Origin of the sequence: Microcoleus sp. PH2017_09_SFU_O_A (assembly GCF_020738625.1) — a bacterium.
Classification (GTDB): Bacteria; Cyanobacteriota; Cyanobacteriia; order Cyanobacteriales; family Microcoleaceae; genus Microcoleus.
This window is the reverse complement of the sequence record NZ_JAEQCF010000020.1, coordinates 47,272-64,529: the sequence shown is the minus strand read 5'-3', so window position 1 is coordinate 64,529 and position 17,258 is coordinate 47,272. Positions and strand designations below refer to the sequence as shown.

The following is a 17,258-nucleotide window of genomic DNA, read 5'->3' as shown; positions in this document are numbered from 1 at the left end:
TGTAAGGCTAACACTGCATAATTTCAGCCCAAAAGCGTTTGGCTTCCAAGTTTTCACAACTGATAAAAAAATCCGACCCACATCTGCGGAATGTGGGCTTTAAGGGCGATTTATCTATCTTTCTCATCTCTCCACACACAAAAACCGGGCAACTTCACAGCTACCCGGCAATCTAAACTTTAGACTTCAGATAAATCTAAAATCTTCAACCTAAAATTATTAAACAGCGACAGTCTTCTTAGCAGAAGAGCTCAATTCGCCCTTTGCATACTTAGCTGCAAAATCATCCAAAGACATTTGCTTGATCTTTGTACCGTGACCGGCGCAACCGAAAGAGTTGTAGCGATCGCTACAAACCTTCTGCATATACTTGATCGACGGCTTCAAGAAGTGGCGGGGATCGAACTCATCTGGCTTAGCAAACAAAGCTTCGCGCACCGCAGCGGTAATCGCCAAACGGTTGTCAGTGTCGATGTTGATCTTGCGAACGCCGCACTTGATGCCTTTTTGAATTTCTTCGACAGGTACGCCGTAGGTTTCGCGGATAGTGCCGCCGTTGCTGTTGATGATTTCCAGCAATTCTTGGGGTACAGAAGATGAACCGTGCATTACCAAGTGAGTATTTGGCAGGCGGCGGTGAATTTCTTCGATGCGGCTGATTGCCAAAATTTCGCCAGTCGGTTTGCGGGTGAATTTGTAAGCGCCGTGGGAAGTGCCGATCGCCACTGCGAGAGCATCAACGCCGGTTTGCTCGACGAAATTAACAGCTTCTTCAGGATCTGTCAGCAATTGATCGTGGGAAAGCGCGCCTTCAAAGCCGTGGCCGTCTTCTGCTTCGCCCATCCCTGTTTCCAGAGAACCCAAGCAACCCAGTTCGCCTTCAACGCTAACGCCGATCGAATGAGCAACTTTCACCACTTCGCGAGTAACTTCAACGTTGTACTCGTAGCTGGCGGGAGTCTTAGCATCGCCTTCCAAAGAACCGTCCATCATTACGCTGGTGAAACCTTGGCGCATGGCAGAATAGCAAGTGCCGGGGGCATTGCCGTGGTCTTGGTGCATGGAGATGGGGATGTGAGGATAGGTTTCAACTGCTGCCAAAATCAAGTGGCGCAGGAAATTTTCGCCAGCGTAGGAACGAGCGCCGCGAGAAGCTTGCAGGATCACAGGGCTGTTGGTTTCGTCAGCAGCGCGCATGATCGCTTGGATTTGCTCCATGTTGTTGACGTTGTAAGCCGGTAGGCCGTAACCATTTTCAGCCGCGTGGTCGAGCAGCAGTCGCATAGGTACAAGCGCCATAGATATTCCTCCTAATTATTTGTGTTTCTGGACAGTGGATTTTGAACAAGCTGAATTCTTACGATAATCTTAAGACAATTTGTTGCCGATCGCGCATTATGTTTCCAGATTTCAATTTAGGCTTAAAAAATCCACATTGCCCAAAACTAAATTCGGGGCAATCCCGCTGGGATTGCCCCGAATTCGTGATGAAAGCTAGATTTTATTCTGCTTTCTACTTTTTACGTTCTGTCTGAAAAATGGGTCGCCCGGGATTTGAACCCGAGACCAATCGGTTAAAAGCCGAATGCTCTACCGCTGAGCTAGCGACCCGCGAAAACATTGTTACCGCACACAATTTCTAATAGTAGCACCCATCATTTCAAATAGCAAGTGTTTTTCAAAAAAAAGTTGCAGTCATGCGAACCAGCATCTCGCAAGTCGCTCCCGGCTGCAAATAAATCAAGTGTTCGCCAGTATTGAGGGCATTTCTAGGAGCCGTCCAAGGTTCCAAACAGTAAAAATCCTTGCCTTTCAAAGTCCAGAAAACCAACTTCCCATAGCTGGAGTTGTAACTGACGGTGAGCCGCAAGCCGCGGGCCTCGTCAGTTACAGTAGCAGCAAGACCTGTCAGTTCGTCAAAGGAAACATCTATTTCGTCGAGAGTCGGGTCAAAAACCCCTGTGAAATAACCTTTCTTGTGAGTGTGGTGATCTCTGTACTGCATCCCGGGAATCTCAAAGCGCAGATTTGTCTTGTCGGGTGCTAAAAAGTAAGGATGCAAGCCGCTAGCAAAGGGCATTGGTTCGTCACCAAGATTGGTGTATTCCTGCACAATTTCCAAAGAATTGCCTTTAATTTGATAAGTAAAAGCTAATTGGAAATCAAAGGGATAAACAGTCTGGGTTTTCTCGCTGCTTTTGAGCACTAGGGTAAGAGCCGCGCAACCCTCGGTAAATTGTTCCGTCGCCGTCCAAGGCAAGTCGCGAGCAAAGCCGTGCTGTTTGAGCTGCCGCTCCACTCCCTTGTGGGTGTAAGTGTCGTCGGGGAGATTGCCACAGATGGGAAACAAGATGGGAATCCCGCCGCGTACAGTCCGATCGGGATTGGCGAACCGTTCCGCGTCCAAGTAAAACATTTCTTTGCCTTCAACCAGCCAGCTAGTGGCAATACCGCCCCGTTCCGGCACAACTTCTAGGGTAGAGTTTGCGGTTTCGTCGGAGAGGATATAGGTTTTGTACTGCTTTTGCTTCAGCGCGATCGCAAACACATTTGTCATTGTTAGTAGGTCGTCGATCATTGGTTGTTAGTAAATCGGTCGTTATTAATTGGTCGCTGGTAGTTGATTTTCGCCCATCAATTAAAATCAGACTATTCATTACTCCAATCCTCTTCCTTCTAGGTAGAGGTCGCTCTCAAACTGTCAAGCGGTCAACTGTCAACTGTCAACTGTTGAACTCCCTTTTGCTGCCCCTGTATCCTCCCTCGGACTCCCACTGGCCGTCCCCACGTTCGCAGCTATAGGAGGCAGGGCGAGCCGCAGCGAGCCGCGATCGCTGCTTTTGCCGGGAACGACTCTGTTTGTCGGCTGCTCTTTGAGTGCGACTTTGAAAGATACATCGCCAGTTGGGGGAATATAGCTTTGGGGACTGAGTACCCCTCCCGAACTCGGAGATGGGGGCGAAATAAACGGTTCTTTGATGAATGGTTCTTTGGTAAACGGATCTGGTTCCCGGCTGGGATTTTCAGGTTTAGTGCGATAGACGCGCGATGGCAAATCTTGACTCGGAGGCGGGTTCGACGACCTAGCAGGCCCTGCCCCGTTCTGGAAAACTGAGGAGTTGTCCGGCTGTTTGGGCAAAGCCGGTACAGCGGGCAAAATCGGAGTAGGTTTGGGTTGTCCTGGGCCTGGCAGATTGGTTTCTCCTGTCAGGGGGACTGGGGAAGCCGACCCGGGCCCGTAGGTACCGCTTTTTGGTGCTCCTGGCAAGGTCGAATTTGGAGTTTTTGGTGCCAATCCTGGGTTGATTGGGGCCTCTAGAACCACAGAAGAGCGCATCGGTCGATCGAATATACTAGAAATTTGTTCGACGCGTTTGAGGATGCGATCGCCCGCTGCTCCATTCACCACTTTCGGCTGAAACTTTTTCACCTCCACAGGCAAAAATTCTACCTTCATATTCCTGTCTTTGAGCGATACTTTCAGGACTGCGGTATCGTAATCGCTGCGAGCATTCGCGCCGAATATAAAATTACCCAACGAGTAAACAATCGGGCGACCCTTGTAAACTTCGGCACCTTGTAGGACATGGGGGTGGTGTCCCACTACCAAATCTGCACCTTGATCGATCGTGAACCGAGCCAAATCTATCTGCCAGTCCCCGGGATAATCTGCCAATTCGACTCCCCAGTGGTAATTAACAATAATCCAGTCTACCTGACCTTTGAGAGCTCGAATATCCTCTGCCACCCGATTGTTACGCCGGGGGTTGGTGCCAGCCTTACCTTGGTCGGCAGCATGAAGGTCAGCATCGTAATAACCGAGGTACGCGATCCGCTGACCCTTAACCTCAATAATATCTGGACGCCTTGCTTCTTTGATATCTCTACCGGCTCCCAGATGCCCTATACCAGCATTATTTAGAGTATTTATAGTTTCCACCAGCCCCGGTTCCTCGTAATCCATAGCGTGGCTGTTTGCCAGATTGACAATATCCACTCCTCCTGCTGTTAATACTTTCACCGATTCTGGATCGGCTTTAAAATTTAATTGTTTTTTGCCAGAACCCAAGGTAGAGCGAGTCAGGGGGTTTTCTAGATTAACCATCGATACATCTGCTTGCCGGTACTCGTCCATATTGGCAAAAGCCCAATGGTAATCGTTGCCAGCAGATGCGGCGATCGCATCCGATAGATTCACATTTCCTCCGAACATCAGCGTTACGGTGGGGTCGTAGGGATTAGCAACCTGCTTTTGTTGCACTACAGGTACTAATTCTAAGGCCGCTTGCACCGCATCCGGACGTTTGGGAGGCGGCCCCGACATTACCGCAGCTTGCTGGTAAGGGGAGGCTGGAGACATTAGCCGTAGGGCTACAGCCTCGTGGTAGCTCAGCCAACACCCTAAAATAAATGATGCCAGTGCCGAGCCCACTAGCAGCAGAGAACGATATGTTTTAAATTTAACCCAATCGACGACTAATAGGGAACGGTAACGCCGCTGGTTGCGGTTTGCCGGAGTCACTATTCGGACTGACTGTTTCCAGAGAATCTCTGGTTCCCCAGCCAAGCGCGCGTGAATTCGCACTCCTTCTACTGCTGGCGAGTTGAGTCTCCAGAGTTGGTGACAAATAAATTTAACTAAGCCTTCGCGGAGAGTGCTCCCCAGTAATGTATTCTCTGGTGCAAATCCGCGTTGGAATTCTACTAGGATTTGGACGCAGCCGGCTTGAGCCTGTTCGACGCGGGCATAAATCCCTTCGGGTCGCAGCAAGCTGTCAATCCAGTAATTCAGGGCCTGAAAGTTGCCCGATCGCGCTAGCTCCAAGATAGACGGCTGCGACCAATTTTCTGCATATACCATCAATTAGCCTCCTTAACACGTTCGAGCGATGACTTCAATTTGTTTTGAACGGAACTACAATTTTTTTAGCTTAACCGCCACTTCGCTGCCCGTTTTGAAGCTAGTTGTTGGTCGCCACCATTTTTTACATTTAGGTGATGCTTGCTGTCAGTGATTTTTATCACATTTTGGTATCTGGATTGTAGATTTTTGATTTTTGATTGGAGATTTGACATTTGAGATCGATTGAAATACTCACCGACCGTCGCGGACGGTGATTCTTGACGCTTCACCGACTGATGCTACCGGAGTAGTCTTACTCTGTCTCTGCGCCCATTTAGAGTCGTGGCGATTCCCCATCCCGACTTGCTCTATATTTTTAGCAGCATTTTCGTCTCTATCTTGCTCAGTGCCACAACTCAGACAAAGCACTGAACGAATAGATAAATCTATTTTGCCCCATTTGAAGCCACAGTCTGAACAAACTTGGCTAGTCGGTTCCCATCTACTAACTACTTTAAACTCCCTGCCAAACTTCTCAGACTTGGCCTCACAGAGAGTCCTAAACTCCCTCCACCCTTGCAAGCTAATCGCTCTGGAAAGCCTCCGATTCTTGACCATTCCCGACACGTTCAAATCTTCCAAAACAATCACTTGGTTTTCGTTGACTATTTTGGTTGATAATTTGTGCAGAAAATCTTTACGGGTATCAGCAATTCGGTTGTGCAGCTTGGCGATTTTGATTCGAGTTATATTTCTCCTCCTAGAATCTTTGGGTTGACGGGCTAACTTACGCTGTAGTTTGCGAACTCTTCGGTCTAGCTTTTTATAGCTAGGGCTTTGGGCTTTTTCGCCATTGCTCATCACCGCAAAGGTCTTAACCCCTAAGTCTATCCCAATACTAGGATTTTTCGCCTCAATCTGAGTTGGTTGAATCTCTACTACAAAGCTCAGAAAATACCGATTAGCACAGTCTTTGATGACTGTAACAGAACTAGGTTCTGATGGTAATTCTCGTGACCAAACGGGTTTGACAATACCAATCTTGGCTAGATAGACACCATCACCTTTGAGCGAGAATCCATAGCGAGTGAGTCTTGCCGATTGACTATTCGTCCTCTTTTTGAATTTAGGATAGCCAATTTTACGACCTTTCCGCTTTCCTTTACCGGAGTTGAAAAAGTTCTTGAAAGCCGTTTCTAAATCCGCTACAGATTGTTGCAACGGGATGTTTGATACTTCACTTAACCAAGCTCTTTTTTCAGTCTGTTTTGCCTGAGTAATTACTACTTTTTGAAGTTCGGCAGATTTGGGTTTCTTTTCAGACTGTTTAGAAAGGGCAAGAGCATCATTCCAAACTACCCGAACACAACCAAACAATTGAGCCAATTTCTGTCGTTGTTGGTCGGTTGGATAGAATCTGTATTGATACCTTGCTTTCATTGTTTTCGGTTCTTTACTTTGTTCTATTATACTACAATACCGTTTACTTAAGAGCGCCATGGGGGTAAAACCCTATGAGAAATAGATACGGAGATTGCTTCGTTCCTCGCAATGACCATCTTAAGTAAACCGTATTGTATTATACTAGGTTTTACTGATAGAATTAGGAAGATTCAAAGAAAATTAAAGCCGTCCTAGAAGGACGGGGCTTGTTACCCGCTTTTTTGGTCAAGGGATAATTGAAGTTGAGATTTTCCAATTTTAGCGGTAATTGCGGGCGATCGCGATCGGCAAAACAGATGCTGCTAGGGGTGCGAACTCGTACAAGGCGAGTCAACAACCCGCTAAGTAGTATTCAATCTGCTGGCGAGCGAGTCAGTTCGATTTATGGTTTACAATTCGGGAAATTTTCGTTCTCTAACTTCTAGGGAATAATCTTGGACGGCTTGGGTAATTGTCGATCGCAAATTGACGTAAGCTTTCGCAAAAGGCGGTTGTTTTTCGGAAAGTCCCAACAAATCGGAAGTAACCAAAACTTGTCCGTCGCAGTGTGCCCCCGCACCGATACCAATGGTGGGAATAGTTAATTTTTGGGTAATTTGAGCAGCTAAGTCTGGGGGAATGTGTTCTAGGACGATCGCAAAGGCACCGGCTTCTTGAAGTGCGATCGACTCGGCTTTGATGCGATCGGCAGATTCGGCTGTTTTGCCTTGTTTTTTGTAACCGAGTTGGTGTACCGACTGGGGAGTTAAACCAACGTGACCCATCACCGGAATCCCGGCGGATGTTAGCTGCAAAACGGTAGCCGCCATTGCTGGATATCCGCCCTCCAATTTTACAGCTTGAGCGCCAGTTTCTTTCAAAACTCTCCCGGCCGAGTGCATGGCTTGCTGGGGACTTTCCTGGTAAGTCAAAAACGGCAAATCCACAACAACTAATGCTTGCTTGACTGCGCGACGGACTGCTTTAGCGTGGTGCAGCATTTCATCGAGGGTTAGCGGTAGCGTAGTTTCGTAGCCCAATATTGGCATGGCGAGGGAATCGCCGACTAGGATGATGTCAGTGCCTGCTTGGTCGAGTAGTTGGGCGATCGCATAATCATAACCGGTCAGCGCCACAATTCGACGCCCTTGCTGTTTCCACTGAATCAGTTGATGTGTAGTTACTGCCATTTTATTGCAAAAATATATAGCCTTTTTTAGATTGATGAGGTACTATGCGGCATTGGGCATTGGGCATTGGGCATTGGGCATCGGGCATCGGGCATACCTCACTTTTTTGAGAACCGCTATAGCCTTTTTTAGATAGATGAGATATCAATACTTCGGACAGTTTTAGGCACGATTGAATATTTAAAACCCATACTAGCTATTGCTTGGACTATTTTTTCAAACTTTAAGTTTAGCCTTCAGGCAAGAAAAAAAGATTAAAAATGCCAAGGCTTGTGCTGTAAAGATTACAGAGGCTTTAAAAAATTGTCCGAAGTATTAAGGTATGTCTGGCAATTGCTAATTGCTAATGGGGAGGAAAGGTTTTGAACCACAAGTTTTTCGGTGATTGCCGATTACCTTTTTATCTGAGTAGCGATTAGCGATTAGCGATTAGCGATTAGCGAATCGTACCTCATATTTCGATCGAACTGCTATATGAATTGTCGATCGCCAATTTTTGCCTAGTCTCGCTCGAACGCCTCGCAGCATCCGCTAATTTCAAAGCGTACAAACTACTGGTATTCTTGACGTACAACGGCGTACCGTTTAACAAACAGTCTAACACCATATCCGTATCCTTAGCAAACAAACCGCGCCGCGTTCCTACTGCGATCGCCTGCCGAGTTTCTCCCTGAATCAATTGACCGGATTCGGGAGTAAAAATCAGCGTTCCTGCTTCTCCGTAGATGGTAAAAATGTTTTCCGACTGCCAAAAAGTCTCTCCTTTTCCATAAACAGCTTCAGCGACAACGCCATTGGTAAAGCGTAACTGTGCGTTGCACAAACAAGCTTTGTAGAAATCCGGCTGAGTGTCCCAAAATTGAGTTTGACAGTTAACGGTTCCGACTTCTCCGAACAAATCAGTAAATCGGTGAAGTCGAGAAATTGCCCCGATTAAGGGAAAGCCAAATAGGGAATGCTGAAAAGTCCAGCGCTGCGGTACGGTACGCTGAGGGGTAATAGTAATGTAGCGGGCATAAAAAACTTTACCGATTAATGGTAAGGATTCTTTGATTGCTTGATGCAAACCGCCTAACAGTTCGATGTGTTCGATGTGGAGGAGTTTTTGCTTTTGGGCGGCAAGGGCGATCGCCCTTTCGGCCTCAGACACATCTAAAGATAGAGGATATTCGACCACAACGTGCTTGTCATTTTCCAACGCCGCCAGGACGATCGCCCCATGATCGCGGTTCACTGTACAGACAATTACCAAATCTAAATCATCTCTTTCTACCAACTTGCGCCAAGAAACCTCAGCCTCGGCGCCGAATGTTTGACAAAATGCTGCGGTTTTATCCGGGTTGCGGCCCGCGACTGTTACTAAGTGCGATCGGGCGTCAGCTACCAACGTCTCGGCCCTCAACTTAGCCGCAAAACCAGTACCCACAATCCCCACGCGAATAGGAGAATTTACTTTAAAACCAATGCCAGTATTGATTTGAGTCATAGGATTTTAGATTTTAGATTTTAGATTTTAGTATAGTTAAAGACTTGCAGTGCAGGAGCCCAGAGTTCCATCGTGCAGATTTTAGGCTGTGGTGCGATTTAGGCGGGCTTTGAGCACCCAAGTCTGGTGCGATATATCGCAACCGCCACATCGGTGAGGACATAAATAATCTCATGAATAGAGCCGATACCCTTTAAGCATAAATGGTTTGATTCCCGTAGTGTGCAACTGTCCACTGTGCAACTGTCCACTGTCCACTGTGCAACTGTCCACTGAGGGCGGGCACGGCGGGGCACCGCCCCTACCAACTGTCAACTGTCAACTGTCAACTGTCAACTGTCAACTGTCAACTGTCAACTGTCCATGGCTGCGGGGACAAATTCCAGCAAGTCTGGCTGAAAGTCGATGACACACCCCATAGCAAAAATCGGATTTTTTGGTTGTCGGGTTCAAAATAGGATTTTTTTCTGCAACCGGGTTATTTGGCGTAAGTCTTGCGGCAACAGTATCACAAGGCTGAGCGCAACATAGGTATAAGTAATCAAGATGAAATTAGAAAAAGTTATAACTAATCCCATTCAAATCTTTTGTAAATAAGTGTTGCAACCTTACTTCTTTCCCCTACTATCATAAAGGGAACGAACCTAAGAGCTCACCTCAAAGCTGATAGAGCCTTGAAGTTTGCATTAGGAAAACTTATCAATATTGTTGAATTTTTGAGAGGATTAGTGCATGGCAACTTACAAAGTTACCCTCATCAGCGAAGCCGAAGGAATCAACCAGACCATTGACGTTGATGACGATACTTACATTCTTGATGCTGCCGAAGAAGCAGGACTCGACCTCCCGTATTCTTGCCGCGCTGGAGCTTGCTCCACCTGCGCTGGCAAAATTACTGCTGGCGAAATTGACCAATCTGACCAATCTTTCTTGGATGATGACCAAATCGAGGCCGGATTTGTTCTGACCTGCGTCGCTTATCCTAAGTCTGATTGTACGATCGAAACTCACCAAGAAGAATCCCTCTACTAAGAAAGGATTCACAGGCGCGGTGCGCTAATTAACCCGGTTTCTTGTTTGCGTAATTGAGCTGTTTCAGCTTAATTACGTTAAGAAACTGGGTTTTTGTATGGAAAGATGGCGACAAAGATCCGACGTGCGGTTAGAAACCGCGTCTATACAAAAAATGTCCGCAGCAGACGTACGGTTAGAAACCGTGTCTATACAAACGATGTCCGCAGCAGACGTACGGTTAGAAACCGCGTCTATACAAACGATGTCCGCCTCCGCGGACTGAAGAAAGAAGATAACGTAATTTTAACCGGCCACTCTTCAACCCACGCACCATCCGGGTTTTGTTTGTCTAGACGCGGTTTCAACCGCCGAATCTTATGCCGAATCTGATGCTATTCCCGCCAAAATGTAATGGAATCGTTGAGGGGCACAACTTGAGCGCCGGGAAAATAAAAACTCAGAATACGATCGCCATTCCAGCCCAAATTAGCTAAATTGTAAGAACCAGTTTGACTCATTCCCACGCCGTGTCCGAAACCGCCTCCGACAAAAGCATAGCCGTTAAGAGTTTTGTCAGGATTGTAAATTGGATCTAGATAAAACAGCGTGCTAATCGGCGGATAAAAAGCATTGCGAATCTCATCTTTGTCAATATCGATGGGGCCCAAATCAGTTTGTACCTTCATTTGCAAAACTCGACCAGCCGCCGACCTTTCCACCACTTCAACTTTGGTGAGAGTTTTAAAATTAGCTAGCGGGTGCTTTTTCTTCTGAAGATACTGCCGCAGAAATCCACCAATTGATGTCAGTGAGACTTCTTCGCGCCAGCGGAAGGTTTCTTCTTTTTCCTCATTAAAGCCTGCTTTGAGAGTCATAAAGCGGCGGAAGTTGGTTTCGTCAGACAAGCTCTGCTTTGTCAAGTCCCAGAGGTTTTTGGGGGAATCGACGATCGATCGCAAATATGGACGTTCCGGGCCGTGCCACACATCGCCAAAAGTCGCCGTTACGCCGCCGCTAGACGCTGAATAGAGCGCGTCTACGAGCTGATTTTCGTAAGTTAGGACTAAACCTGCTGTTTGGGCGATCGCGCGATCGCTTTGCGGGAAAACCTCCGTCAAACCTTTATAAACTTGACAGTTAACATCAGCGCACAACTCGTAATTATCCACAGCAAACCGGCGCAAATTTCTCAGCGCATAAGTTCTCGCCAAAATAGTTTGAGCGACAATCGAAGCGTAGGGCGCAAAAGCGCCAATTTCGTGAGGAACAACACCGCGCAAATAAGTTTCCGTCGGTACTTCATTGACTAAAGTATAAGTACCGTAAGCATTTTTTTGCAAGTGCAAACTGCCACCATAACGGCTAGTTTGTTGAATAGCTTTTTCTGGATCTGTAGCTGTCGCTTCTTGGGTAGTTTGTTCCAATACCTCAATTACATTTTTACCAGCCGTGACATCCAACTCATTGCGGTTGAAACGAAAGCCATTTAAAAGCCAAAAAGCCTGGGGTATTTGTTTAAAAACTTTAGTATCTAAAAAAGCTGTTCTGTTACCTTGAGCTTGCAAACTTTGCAACAACCAGCGCCGCACTATAGGAGAATTGTAAGTATCTCTTTTAGCCCAAACTTGCCAGCGCAAAGGTTGAGCAATTTCTACATCAATTCCCTTAGCGCGCCACTGATTGGCGCTGTCTTCTGCACTCTCAAAACTGCGGTGGGAGCTCAGAACAACTCGTTCTTCTACTAATGGCGCTTCCAGAGGTTTATTGGCGATTTCTAGCTTGATGCTGGCGCTAGTTTTGGTTTCTATGCCTTGGGGAGTTTTGTAACTTAATGTTAAGCTGTCACCAGGTAAAGCTTTCAGCGTTAGTTTATCGGTTGCTTTGGTGCCAAACCGCTGCACCACGCCGATTTTGATGGGTCTATTTTGGGGAGTTTGGGCGTATCCCGCAGCGCTGAAAATGGGCAACAGGCACAATGCGGTGAAAACAGTGCTAGAAATGCAGCTAAACCATTTGTAATTGGGAGTTGGAGGTGCTTGAGCGAACACGGTTATCTATCTCCCGATAGTTGAAATTTGGGGATTTGCGATCGTACGTTAGCACATTTGGCGGCTGGTAGAGCAGAATTGCCCAAGATATGCCAGTCGTAGGATGTGTCGCCTGCGATAAATCCCTAAACAAGCGACGCACCGAGCAAAATAATTGTGTCCTCAGAAACCGGGTTTCTGCGTAGATTTCTCGCCACTAAACACAAAATTTCGTAGAAACCCGGTTTCTAGCCTCCCATAAAAATAGTTGTGTCCTCAGAAACCGGGTTTCTTGCGTGATTTCTCGCTACTAAACACAAAATTTCATAGAAACCCGGTTTCTAGCCTCCCATGAGAAGCCCTGAAACTATCCAACCTTTAGGAACTGGTTTTTCACATACTCCATCAATACAGGCTGGAGTGTGAAAAGCGTTTTCTCACCTTGTTTCACTTTTTCAATTAATAAACGCCGTCCCAAGGATTGCACAGCTTGTAATAAGGTGGATGGGGATAATTCGAGATTGGCTGAAATTTTTAATATTTCAACAGGTTCGACTTCACTAGCTAACCAGGTTATCACTTGTTTTTCTGAGTCAAATAGGCGATCGCACTGCTGGTGCAGCAGAGATTCTAAATCACCTAAAAATAGGGTATCATAGGAAAGAAACTCGGAAACGCTGCCGCCAAACAAATCTTGAATTATATTTGCAACTATATTTAACCATAGGGGATTGCCTCGGTAAAGGTCAATCAGTTGTGACCATTTCTCCTCTTCTACTAATCTTTTCTCTCTGAATATTTCCCCTGCTTCCGCGCCCAAACCGTTGAGTTGCAGCGATTGACAGGGGCGGTTTTCGCCTTCTAGGGCCGCAATTTCTCTGGGCTTTTCCCAACTCAGGAGGATTAAGCAACTGTTGTGGGATGACTCGGCTATTTGTTTGAAGAATGTGCCGTAATTTTCATAGCCTGGTTGGTAGTGGCCTGCAAGTTGTCCGCTGGTGAAAATCGTTTGTATGTCATCAAGGATTAGGAGACAGCGGGATGAACGCAGGTATTCTAGTAGGGGCAATCCCCCTGTGGTTGCCCTTTCTTCAGTGGAAGGGGCGGGAACGGGGGCACCGCCCCTACAAAGGAATTGAATTAGGTTTGTTTGCAGGGTTTGCAGGGGTGGAGAATTGCGGAGGCTGCGGTAAATAATATAATCGAATTCCTGTTGAATTTGTGGGATTAGTTGGAGAGTAAGGGCAGTTTTGCCAATGCCGGATAAGCCGTATATGGTGATGAGGCGGGTGCGGTTTTCCAAAATCCACTGTTTGAGGGTGGTGAGTTCGGATGTGCGGTTATAGAATAGGTTGGGATCTGGTGCGTCGCCTAAGTCTAGTCGCTGTTTAGATTGAGTTTGGCTATAAATTGGCTGATTAGGTTTTTCTCTAGTTGGGATTTCTGAGGAATGTGAATTGTTGTCACAAATACTTAAATTATCAATTTGTGCATAATAGTTCCCAAAGTTTGATTCAACTATGGATAATTGCAATCTTTCCATTGTGTATCGAAAATTAGATTGATTGATATCTTCGCCTAATGTTTCTGATAAAACTTTCCATAATTTTGACGCGACTTTTTTGACATGAGCTTCACTACGGTAGCAAGTTTTGGCTATTTCTGGGTATTTCTGGCGTTGCCAAGTGCCACGCAATATACCTTCTTGTAGATTATCGAGGTGTTTTCCGGTTTGGGAGAATATGATGTCATCAGCCAATTTTAAGACTTCTTGAACTTCCATAGGTGCTGTAGGGAGGTTATTTTGCCTATTTTATCCTACTTTATCCTACTGTTTAATACTTTGGCAACTAAATCCTACTATTTGTTACTGATTCACGGCAACTAAAATCAAATAAATCAATACTAAATGCTACGGAATATTAATAGACAAAAATTATAAAATCAGACATAATGATAATTAGACCGTTAAAAAATAATTTCTTCCAGTCAAGCTATAGCGGTGCGCTATGCAGGTAAAAGTTGAAAAATATTAACTTCAGTCAGCATATCTGACCTGCAAGATATAACACCCTTAAATACACTAGGGAGGAGAAAGGCATGAGTATAAGTACAGGAAACAACGTACAGCGACAAAATGATAAAGTTCTTGTAATAGACAAACCAGAACCTATACTCGTTACTAAAAAAGTAGTTAAATTTGGTTCTTATGTTTATCAATTTCGCAATGTTACTGGATTTGGATTTGCCAAGGTCAAAACACCTTATAAAGTCCATCCTTTAGTTATCTTAATATTACTTATTTTGGGCGCTATTTTAGTTAAACAAAGCGATCAAACTCTACAACAAAGTGGAATAGCAATCTCTGTATTAGGATGTGCTGGAGTTATTGACAACTTGATGCAGCCGAAGCGAATAGGACTTGAATTATACGTAAATTCTGGAGATAATGTGATATTTGTCACAGCAGATAAATCAGGCGTCAGAGATGTGATTTCACAGTTATGCGAATTTATGGAGAGTGACACAGAAGATATCAAGGTAATTAATATTAACCAAACTCATGCCACAATAGGTGTTGGCTATGCTGAGCAACTGCAATCTGGACAAATAGGTGGCAAAATAGATAACAGACAACAATAGTTAATTGTTAATACGGAGATATTATGTCAGAACGTAAAATAAATCTCGACCAAAGTCAGGCATCAATAGGTGTTGGCTACAGTGAGAAAGTAGAGGCTGAGCAAATAGGTGGGACTATTAACAATTACTCACCTGAACAAAGACCAACTCTTGCCGATGCCGCCAAAGAAATCCAGCAGCTTTTAGATCAGTTATCTCAGACATACCCAACAACAACGTATGTCGAGAAACACGAAGTTGCTACAAAAGCTATGGAAGAAATTGAAAAAAAGCCCGATGTGAAGAAAAAGGTACTTAAAGCTTTGAAAGCGGGTGGAGTAGCGGCACTAATGGAACTTACAAATAATCCAGTCGTGAAAATTCTGACTCCAATGCTTGAAAGTTTACTAGAAGAAAGCAAGTAAGCCTTAGTATCCAGATTTGAGAAAAAGCGCGATCGCCCTTACATCCCAATTTGTCAAAAAGTGCGATCGCCCTTTCAACATCAACTATTCAAACTAACTCCGACACTCTCAGCCGCCCTTCTATGGGTTCGTACTCATCCTCTAAAAGCCAATACTGTGCTTCATCATAACTCTGACTAGAAAACACAACTTTATAACCCTCAGCCGGATCGTAAATCCGACAATTTCCCTCAGCGTCACTTAGTAACAAAAGCAGATAAGGCGGTGAAAGATTTGGATCGATCCATACCTCTGTAAATTCCCAGTTATTCTTTACTATATCTGCTTCGAGGCGTAACGTGGTATCGGTTTTCTGCATCAACTTTTATCTCTCCGTAATAAAGTAAAAGACGGCTACCATCCGGGTCAACTCTATAACCAATTGATTCAACAAAAAACATACCATAACGATCGTAGCCCCGAATCGTACCTGTAAATTCTCCATCTTCTATTATGGCTTGAGCTACCTGATTCATAGTAGCCTCATCGTTGAAAATATGAGCAGCACGTCCTTTATTAAGTAATCTTCTCATTTGTGGCGTGTCTGGCAAGTGTTTAGCAATGTGCCGGCTGTCAAGGGTGATTTGGCGCTTAATTCCACTCATCAATTAATTGAATCGCATACAAGTAAGTAGGTAGGCGCAAATAAACCGTGGTATGTAACAGAATGTAAAACTCTCGTAACCGGAAGCGAAGTGCGTCGCTTCACTTCGTTTCGCTCTCTTCGGGCATATATATGTTTTTTGCACCCATCTACTTAATTGAGTATCATAACTTGGCTGTAAAATCAAGGGTTTTAGTTTTTATTGTAGGGTGCGTCAGGCTGAATGTGGCGACCACAGACTAAACATTTTTCCCCGCTCCTCACCCTACGGTTAGTTAGCTATTTGGTAAGGTGTGTCGCTATTAGATTGTCGCTATTAGTTGAGGGATTGTCGATCGCGACACACCCTACAACTTATTTTTGTTTCCAATATTGACAAGCAGCATAGGCCAAGGTGACAGCGCCGGTCACGATCGCAGATTCATCAACCTCAAATTGCGGGTGGTGAAGGGGATAATTCGGCTTGTCTTTCAGTCCCACTCCCAAACGAAACATGGTTCCCGGCGCGTGTTCTAGATACATCGAAAAATCTTCCGCGCCGAGGGATGGTTCTGGTAAAATTTGAACGCGCGATCGCCCTAAAGCTTCTAAAGCCGCACATTCGACTAATTGCGTCAGTTTAGGATCGTTTTGGACTCCCGGCACGCCGCGCTTGTAGGTGAGTTCGTATTTAGCGCCGTAAGTCGCGCAGACACTCGACACAATTTGTTCGATCCAAGCCGGCAGTTTTTCGTGAGTTTCCGGATGCAGCGATCGCACGGTTCCCAATAATTTTACGCGATCGGCAATCACGTTTGGCGCACGTCCGCCGCTAATTTGCCCGATCGTCAAAACCACAGGCCTCAACGGATTTTGTGTGCGACTAATCGCCTGCTGCAAAGTAGTAATAATCTGAGAAGCAATCCAAATTGCATCGATCGCCTCGTGGGGACGCGCACCGTGGCCAGATTCGCCCATCACAATCAATTCTAGGTCATCTGCCGCCGCCGTCAGTGCCCCGTGGCGAATGCCGATACAACCGCCCGGAATCGTCGGAAAAACGTGCACTCCGAGGATGCCATCAACATCTTGCATCGCCCCATCTTGAATCATCCAGCGAGCACCTTGGGCAATCTCTTCCGCCGGCTGAAACAAGAAACGGACGTTACCAGAAAATTTTTCTTTTAACTCAGACAATATCATCGCTGCGCCCAAACCAACCGTAGTATGGATATCGTGGCCGCAGGCGTGCATCACTCCCTCGTTGCGCGAGGCAAATTCTAAGTTAGTGCGTTCTTGAATCGGCAAAGCGTCCATATCGGTGCGAATTGCCAGCCAGCCGGACTCGCTGCTGTTACCTTTGAGTTCGCCGAGGACTCCTGTTTTGCCGATTCCTTCCGTGGCGCGGACTCCGCTGGAAGCGAGCACTCCAGCTACGTAGGCTGCGGTTTGATGTTCTTGGCCGCTGAGTTCGGGGTGCGAGTGGATGTGGCGGCGAATTTCGATTAAGCGGGGTGCGAGGGTGGCGGCTAGTTCTTGGATGCGGGCAAGCATGAATTTTGTTGGGAGAGCGTTACAAGCTGTAATCAACTAGGGTAACGCAAATG

Annotated in this window: 15 protein-coding genes and 1 tRNA gene; 4 read left to right on the top strand and 12 right to left on the bottom strand. The window is 45.9% G+C overall.

Going from position 1 to position 17,258, the window contains the following annotated elements:
* Positions 1-219: 219 nt before the first annotated feature.
* The 8 genes from fba to JGK16_RS10485 all read right to left on the bottom strand — a co-directional run bounded on the left by fba (position 220) and on the right by JGK16_RS10485 (position 8,941).
* Complete coding sequence (gene fba / locus JGK16_RS10520) at positions 220-1,299, bottom strand: class II fructose-bisphosphate aldolase (RefSeq protein WP_293190471.1); 1,080 nt, start codon at positions 1,297-1,299, stop codon at positions 220-222.
* Positions 1,300-1,539: 240 nt separating this feature from the next.
* Positions 1,540-1,611, bottom strand: a tRNA-Lys gene (locus JGK16_RS10515).
* A 67-nt stretch (positions 1,612-1,678) separates the two neighbouring features.
* Positions 1,679-2,578 carry an aldose epimerase gene (locus JGK16_RS10510; protein ID WP_293190470.1) on the bottom strand — a complete coding sequence of 300 codons (900 nt, stop codon included), beginning with the start codon at positions 2,576-2,578 and terminating at the stop codon, positions 1,679-1,681.
* Between the two features lie 138 nt (positions 2,579-2,716).
* Positions 2,717-4,861, bottom strand: coding sequence for a CapA family protein (locus JGK16_RS10505; protein WP_293190469.1), 2,145 nt, complete (start codon positions 4,859-4,861; stop codon positions 2,717-2,719).
* Positions 4,862-5,095: 234 nt separating this feature from the next.
* Positions 5,096-6,283, bottom strand: coding sequence for a transposase (locus tag JGK16_RS10500; RefSeq protein WP_293177205.1), 1,188 nt, complete (start codon positions 6,281-6,283; stop codon positions 5,096-5,098).
* 163 nt (positions 6,284-6,446) lie between these two features.
* Entirely contained in the window at positions 6,447-6,623 is a 177-nt protein-coding gene (locus JGK16_RS10495; RefSeq protein ID WP_293203043.1) for a hypothetical protein, read from the bottom strand.
* Between the two features lie 52 nt (positions 6,624-6,675).
* On the bottom strand, positions 6,676-7,455 hold the full coding sequence (gene panB / locus JGK16_RS10490; protein ID WP_293190468.1) for a 3-methyl-2-oxobutanoate hydroxymethyltransferase: 780 nt from the start codon (positions 7,453-7,455) through the stop codon (positions 6,676-6,678).
* Between the two features lie 451 nt (positions 7,456-7,906).
* Positions 7,907-8,941, bottom strand: a complete 1,035-nt coding sequence (locus JGK16_RS10485) for a Gfo/Idh/MocA family oxidoreductase (protein ID WP_293190467.1) — start codon at positions 8,939-8,941, stop codon at positions 7,907-7,909.
* A gap of 259 nt (positions 8,942-9,200) precedes the next feature.
* Between JGK16_RS10485 and JGK16_RS10480 the strand changes: the two genes are divergently transcribed.
* Together JGK16_RS10480 and JGK16_RS10475 are read left to right on the top strand one after the other, a co-directional pair.
* A complete protein-coding gene (locus JGK16_RS10480; protein WP_293203040.1) occupies positions 9,201-9,350 on the top strand; it encodes a hypothetical protein in 150 nt (49 codons plus the stop codon).
* 323 nt (positions 9,351-9,673) lie between these two features.
* A complete protein-coding gene (locus tag JGK16_RS10475) occupies positions 9,674-9,973 on the top strand; it encodes a ferredoxin (RefSeq protein WP_293129326.1) in 300 nt (99 codons plus the stop codon).
* Between the two features lie 374 nt (positions 9,974-10,347).
* On the opposite strand, the gene JGK16_RS10470 is transcribed toward JGK16_RS10475, so the two are convergent.
* Both JGK16_RS10470 and JGK16_RS10465 read right to left on the bottom strand, forming a co-directional pair.
* The gene (locus tag JGK16_RS10470) at positions 10,348-12,003 is read right to left on the bottom strand and encodes a SpoIID/LytB domain-containing protein (protein ID WP_293190466.1); all 1,656 of its coding nucleotides are present in this window, start codon (positions 12,001-12,003) and stop codon (positions 10,348-10,350) included.
* Between the two features lie 346 nt (positions 12,004-12,349).
* A complete protein-coding gene (locus tag JGK16_RS10465) occupies positions 12,350-13,765 on the bottom strand; it encodes an ATP-binding protein (protein WP_293177215.1) in 1,416 nt (471 codons plus the stop codon).
* Positions 13,766-14,082: 317 nt separating this feature from the next.
* On the opposite strand from JGK16_RS10465, the gene JGK16_RS10460 reads away from it, so the two are divergent.
* Together JGK16_RS10460 and JGK16_RS10455 are read left to right on the top strand one after the other, a co-directional pair.
* Positions 14,083-14,625, top strand: coding sequence for a DUF6232 family protein (locus tag JGK16_RS10460; protein ID WP_293177217.1), 543 nt, complete (start codon positions 14,083-14,085; stop codon positions 14,623-14,625).
* 23 nt (positions 14,626-14,648) lie between these two features.
* Positions 14,649-15,029: a hypothetical protein gene (locus JGK16_RS10455; RefSeq protein ID WP_293177219.1), complete on the top strand. Its 381-nt coding sequence runs from the start codon at positions 14,649-14,651 to the stop codon at positions 15,027-15,029.
* An 88-nt stretch (positions 15,030-15,117) separates the two neighbouring features.
* Here the strand turns inward: JGK16_RS10455 and JGK16_RS10450 are convergent, their stop codons facing one another.
* Together JGK16_RS10450 and JGK16_RS10445 are read right to left on the bottom strand one after the other, a co-directional pair.
* Positions 15,118-15,387 carry a hypothetical protein gene (locus tag JGK16_RS10450; protein WP_293177221.1) on the bottom strand — a complete coding sequence of 90 codons (270 nt, stop codon included), beginning with the start codon at positions 15,385-15,387 and terminating at the stop codon, positions 15,118-15,120.
* Between the two features lie 639 nt (positions 15,388-16,026).
* A complete protein-coding gene (locus JGK16_RS10445) occupies positions 16,027-17,205 on the bottom strand; it encodes a M20 family metallopeptidase (RefSeq protein ID WP_293190464.1) in 1,179 nt (392 codons plus the stop codon).
* Positions 17,206-17,258: the final 53 nt, after the last annotated feature.

Excerpts from the sequence above, each read along its gene's own strand:
- fba (WP_293190471.1), bottom strand. The coding sequence starts at position 1,299 with ATGGCGCTTGTACCTATGCGACTGCTGCTCGACCACGCGGCTGAAAAT.
- JGK16_RS10510 (WP_293190470.1), bottom strand. The coding sequence starts at position 2,578 with ATGATCGACGACCTACTAACAATGACAAATGTGTTTGCGATCGCGCTG.
- JGK16_RS10505 (WP_293190469.1), bottom strand. The coding sequence starts at position 4,861 with ATGGTATATGCAGAAAATTGGTCGCAGCCGTCTATCTTGGAGCTAGCG.
- JGK16_RS10500 (WP_293177205.1), bottom strand. The coding sequence starts at position 6,283 with ATGAAAGCAAGGTATCAATACAGATTCTATCCAACCGACCAACAACGA.
- panB (WP_293190468.1), bottom strand. The coding sequence starts at position 7,455 with ATGGCAGTAACTACACATCAACTGATTCAGTGGAAACAGCAAGGGCGT.
- JGK16_RS10485 (WP_293190467.1), bottom strand. The coding sequence starts at position 8,941 with ATGACTCAAATCAATACTGGCATTGGTTTTAAAGTAAATTCTCCTATT.
- JGK16_RS10475 (WP_293129326.1), top strand. The coding sequence starts at position 9,674 with ATGGCAACTTACAAAGTTACCCTCATCAGCGAAGCCGAAGGAATCAAC.
- JGK16_RS10465 (WP_293177215.1), bottom strand. The coding sequence starts at position 13,765 with ATGGAAGTTCAAGAAGTCTTAAAATTGGCTGATGACATCATATTCTCC.
- JGK16_RS10460 (WP_293177217.1), top strand. The coding sequence starts at position 14,083 with ATGAGTATAAGTACAGGAAACAACGTACAGCGACAAAATGATAAAGTT.
- JGK16_RS10455 (WP_293177219.1), top strand. The coding sequence starts at position 14,649 with ATGTCAGAACGTAAAATAAATCTCGACCAAAGTCAGGCATCAATAGGT.
- JGK16_RS10450 (WP_293177221.1), bottom strand. The coding sequence starts at position 15,387 with ATGCAGAAAACCGATACCACGTTACGCCTCGAAGCAGATATAGTAAAG.
- JGK16_RS10445 (WP_293190464.1), bottom strand. The coding sequence starts at position 17,205 with ATGCTTGCCCGCATCCAAGAACTAGCCGCCACCCTCGCACCCCGCTTA.